Below are 4,763 nucleotides of genomic sequence, written 5' to 3'. Positions count from 1 at the left end.
CAGAGACAACGGCGGAGCCGAATCCGCCAATGCCCGCAATGCCTCCAGATCCGTACCCGCGCGGATCAGCTCTGCCGCCCGTTGGAATAGCGGCTCCAGCTCGCCGCGTTCCACAGCAGGCACCAGACCCAAATGACGCTCGGGTATGTCCAGCCCGTCATCGCGCTTTAACCAGCCGAGCACGGGGATACCGCACTCCTGCTCAATTGCCTTCTTGACGATGCTGTAATGTCCTTGACTTCCGCAGCGATTCACGATCACGCCCGCAATGCACAGCTTCGGCTCCAGTCGCTGGAAGCCGAGCACAATAGCGGCTGCGCTGCGTGCCATGCTGCGCACGTCGACGACCAGCAATACAGGGCTATCCGTCAGCATGGCGATTTCGGCAGTCGACCCGATATTGCTGAGCGGGTCCTTGCCGTCATACAGTCCCATGACGCCTTCTATCACGGAAATATCCGCACCTTCGGAAGCGCGGATAAAGGTTTCACGCACCGTATCCGGTGAGGTCATCCAGGAATCGAGATTACGGGAAGGCGTTCCGGTCGTGGCCGTATGATAGGTCGGATCAATATAATCCGGCCCGCACTTAAAGCCCTGCACTCGCAGGCCGCTATCGGCGAATGCCTTCATCAGCCCGAGAGTGACAGTCGTTTTCCCGGCACCGCTACCCGTACCGGCAACAACAATACGGCTTCTGCGTGCTGCAGCATACGGAACAGGCTGCACGTTCTGCTTCTTAACGTCAGTCATAGGAAACCCGCGCTACAGACAGCGTCATATTGCCGCTTTTTTTCTTCTCCAGCAGCCAATGCTTCGCACCGGAAGACAACAGGGCCGCAGGCTCGCTGACTCCGTATGCGCCAGTGTATTTGAAGACAGTGTCCGATGGATGGGGAAGCTGTACGGTGTTCAGCTCTGACGGGGTGTACGTCACCAGCTCCCAGCCGTATTTGGCGCAGAGGGCAAGCAAGCCCTCTTCATCCTTTTTCAGATCAATAGTAGCTAAATTCCGCACGCTTTTTACGGACAAGCGCAGCTCTTGCAGGGTGTCCAGCACGCCAGCCTCCAGCTCCTCCAAAGCCGTGCCTCGGTTGCAGCCAATGCCAAACACCAGACTTTTGGGACGGTACAGCACACCGTTAGAAAGGAAACGCTCCTCTTCTTCCGGCTCCAGCAAACGGTCACTAACGACCAGCGCGGCGTTAAAGGGCTCTCGTGATGCTTCTGCCATCGAAGGGTATACCTTGATATGCGCAGGCACAGGCTTGTCAAAACGCCACCAGTTCTGTTCACCTGTCTCTTGTATGAGTGCAACGGGCTCCTCGTTCACAACAGCCGCGCTCACTGGAGTGGCCTTGTCGAAGCTATCGACCACCCAGCCCAATTCCCGACCAAACATGTCGACCGGAATTGTCCCCTGCACATCCGATGCTGTTGTAATCACTGCACGTGCACCCAGCACAGCGGCGACATGGCGGGTCAACTCATTGGCACCGCCCAAGTGGCCGGACAATACGCTAATGACATGCTCCCCGCGATCATCAATGACGACTACGGCCGGATCTACCTTTTTATCCACCAAAATTGGCGCAATCATGCGCACCACTGCACCAAGGGAAATAAATAAAATAATACCGTTATATTGCTTAAATAAATCCGGCAAAATCAGCTTGACAGAGCCTTCGAACAATTGAATGCCGCGCTCCGGCTCGTCCCCCCGTTCAAACTTGGACATGTAATATACATCTGTGCCCGGAAAGCTGGCCCCCAGATTACGTACCATTTCGACCCCATGCTTCGTGATCGCCACAGCGGCAAATGGATTACTCACCGGGCTTCACTCCCTTCCGGTAGCCATGGGTGAACGACTTATCATACAGCTTGGAACGATGCGCGTCCTTATCCACCAGCCCCGGGTCGAGCGCCCAGCCTGCCAAAATCATGGCATGCATCGTGATGCCCGCAGCACGCAGATCGGCCGGCAATTGGGCGAGCGTCGTGCGTACAATCTTTTGATCTGGCCAGGTTGCACGCTGCACTACCGCTACTGGTGTATCCTCGCTCCAGCCTGCCGCCAGGAACTCAACGACCACCTTTTTCGCCAGCGTTGCGCTGAGGAACAGGGCCACTGTACAGTGATGGGATGCCAGGTCACGCAGCTTTTCCCGATCCGGTACAGGTGTGCGGCCTTCGGCACGCGTCAGAATAACCGTCTGCGTCAGGTCAGGCACGGTTAGCTCCGCGCCCAGCACAGCCGCAGAAGCAAAGACCGAGCTGACACCCGGTATGATTTCGTAGGCTACTCCACGCTGCTTCAGCAGTACCATTTGCTCCAAAATCGCACCATACACTGCCGGATCACCCGTATGTACACGGGCTACACTGCGTCCAGCCTGCACGGCCTCGCTCATAATCTCGACCTGTCGCTCCAGATCCATGCCTGAGCTTTGCAGTACCTCCGCCTCTGGCTTAGCCGTGGCAATCAGCTCGTCGTTCACAAGTGAATCCGTATACAATACAACATCGGCTGTGCGTAAAATCCGGGAGCCTTTTACAGTAATCAGCTCCGGATCGCCGGGACCTGCTCCTACGATATATACTTTTGGCTCCAACGTCATTTGCTCACCACCATTAAACTTAAATATTCAAGCTCCTGCCCGCGCAGCTCACGTGCGTTGCGCCATACCATTTCATATGGGGAAGTGACCTTGCTGATCACAGACGCATGATCCCCAAGCTTCAGCTCATCCAGCACATCCAAAATCAAATCCAGTACCTTGGCAACCTTGATAAATACAACTGTGTCGTGATTTTCAATCGCCCGCTTCATCGCTTCCCTATCCTCCGTAGCCGGAATAATACCGACCTGCTGATCTCCGTCTGCCAAGGGCAATTCCAGCGCTGCCGCCGCGCCCAACACGGACGAAATCCCCGGAATAGATACAATCGGCACCTCTGGATGGAGATCCTTCATCAGACGTGCCAAATGAATAAAGGTACTGTACAGATTGGGGTCTCCTTCTGTGACAAAGGCTACATCCTTGCCATGGCGAAGCGCTTCCCAGCAAGCAAGCACCGTCTTGTTCCACTCGCGCTCCAGGACTGCCGGGTCCTTGGTCATTGGAAAAATCAGCCCCAGCATCTCTTTTTCCTCCGAGTTTACGTACAGCTCCACAATCTCATGGGCATACGATTTGCCTCCCCGGCGTTTCTTTGGATAAGCCACCACTGCACATTCCTGAATCATGCGGTACGCCTTGACTGTAATCAGCTCGGGATCACCCGGCCCCACGCCTACGCCGTAAAGTGTTCCTGTTGCCGCCGTATTCATGCTGTCTCTCTCCCCCTCTTGATTTACCAATTTACTCCCCTGCTGCCTCGTCAACCGCGTCCACTGAAGTCCGCCCTGTAATGACATAGATTGGATTCAACCCTTCAAAACGCGTCATATTCAAAATCGGCTTGCTGCGTGCCGTTTGCAGCAGTGTTACCGAAGTCTCCAGCCCTGCTGCCTGCATCGCCTTCATCCCATCATGCAGCGTCTCAATGGTGGCGGCATTGACTACAATTCGTCCATCCGCACGCAGACGGGAAGCGCACAGCCGAATCAGCTCGGCAAGCTCTCCCCCGCTTCCGCCGATAAACACCGCATCCGGGTCTGGCAGCTCGTCCAGTCCGGCAGGCGCTTTGGCATGGATAACCGGAAAGTCGGTGCGGAATTTGATCTTGTTCGCTTCCACATTGACCAGATCGCCTTCATTCTTCTCAATGGCAAATACTTGCCCGTACTTGGCCAGTCGCGCGCATTCCACAGCCACAGAGCCAGAGCCTGCGCCGATGTCCCACACGATGCTTCGCTCGGTCAGACGCAGCTCGGACAAGCTGAATACGCGCACTTCGCGCTTCGTGATCAGCCCTTTTTCCGGCTTGCGCTGGTGAAATTCTGCATCCTCGAAGCCAAATCCCCGTCGAATTGCAGGCACGTCTTCACCCTTACGGCGGCGCAAAATAACCACGTTCAGTGGTTGGAACGTTCCCTCTGCCATCTCTTTCAGCGTATAATGCCGATACGTCTCGTCCGGTCCGCCCAAATGCTCACCGACAAAGGCATCGTATTCGGTCATGCCGTAATGCAGCAAATAAGCGGCGACTGCGGCGGGATGATTTCGGTCATCTGTCAATAAGGCGACCTTATTCTGTCCGTCGATCCGCTGAGCCAGTCCGGTCATTGGACGACCATGTACGCTTTCCAGCACCGCATCCTGCCAGCTTTCACCCAGACGAGCAAAAGCAAGCTGAACCGAGCTAAGATGCGGCAAAATATCCAGATGCTCAGCTCCCAGCTTGGCGGATAAATACCCTGCGATGCCAAAAAAAAGCGGATCGCCTGACGCGAGCACGACAATATTCTTGTCCTCGCGCAAACGTCCCAATTCTTCCACCACGGCGGATAAACCGCTCTTTAATGTTCGTTTTTCCCCTGCGGCTTCCTTGAAAAAGGCCAACTGGCGCTCTCCGCCAACCAGCAGGTCCGCACGCTCAATTCGCTCCAGCGTCTCCTGTGACAAACCTGCCGCTCCATTTTCACCGATGCCAATAACACGAATCACTCTACTCACCGACTCTCGCCCTCCCCAGCACGTTTCCTTTCAGCGTTATCAGTACCATTTCTACGACGATTCCACCGCCTGCATGCTCCAGACAATGCTGACATCCATAGGTGCACAGCCTTCCAAAAAAGCTCAGTGCATTAGCCTCGG

The 4,763-nt window shown here is 55.4% G+C and carries 5 protein-coding genes; all 5 read right to left on the bottom strand.

What is annotated here, in order from left to right; genetic code table 11:
- Positions 1 to 753 (bottom strand): cobyrinate a,c-diamide synthase (locus tag L693_RS0117305; protein WP_025718601.1); only part of this gene is annotated, 753 nt, incomplete at its 3' end.
- Positions 746 to 1,834, bottom strand: a complete 1,089-nt coding sequence (locus tag L693_RS0117300) for a cobalt-precorrin 5A hydrolase (protein WP_025718599.1) — start codon at positions 1,832 to 1,834, stop codon at positions 746 to 748. The genes L693_RS0117300 and L693_RS0117305, both read right to left, overlap by 8 nt.
- Positions 1,827 to 2,621: a precorrin-4 C(11)-methyltransferase gene (gene cobM, locus L693_RS0117295; protein WP_025718597.1), complete on the bottom strand. Its 795-nt coding sequence runs from the start codon at positions 2,619 to 2,621 to the stop codon at positions 1,827 to 1,829. Before cobM ends, L693_RS0117300 begins: the two co-directional genes overlap by 8 nt.
- Positions 2,618 to 3,334 carry a precorrin-2 C(20)-methyltransferase gene (gene cobI / locus L693_RS0117290; RefSeq protein ID WP_025718595.1) on the bottom strand — a complete coding sequence of 239 codons (717 nt, stop codon included), beginning with the start codon at positions 3,332 to 3,334 and terminating at the stop codon, positions 2,618 to 2,620. Before cobI ends, cobM begins: the two co-directional genes overlap by 4 nt.
- Positions 3,335 to 3,365: 31 nt before the next feature.
- Entirely contained in the window at positions 3,366 to 4,622 is a 1,257-nt protein-coding gene (locus L693_RS0117285; RefSeq protein WP_025718594.1) for a bifunctional cobalt-precorrin-7 (C(5))-methyltransferase/cobalt-precorrin-6B (C(15))-methyltransferase, read from the bottom strand.
- Between the last annotated feature and the right edge of the window lie 141 nt (positions 4,623 to 4,763).

Source organism: Paenibacillus sp. 1-18 (assembly GCF_000520755.1).
In the GTDB taxonomy this organism is placed as follows: Bacteria; Bacillota; Bacilli; order Paenibacillales; family Paenibacillaceae; genus Paenibacillus; species Paenibacillus brasilensis.
The sequence above is the reverse complement of the archived record's forward strand: the minus strand, read 5'-3'. Positions and strand labels throughout refer to the sequence as shown.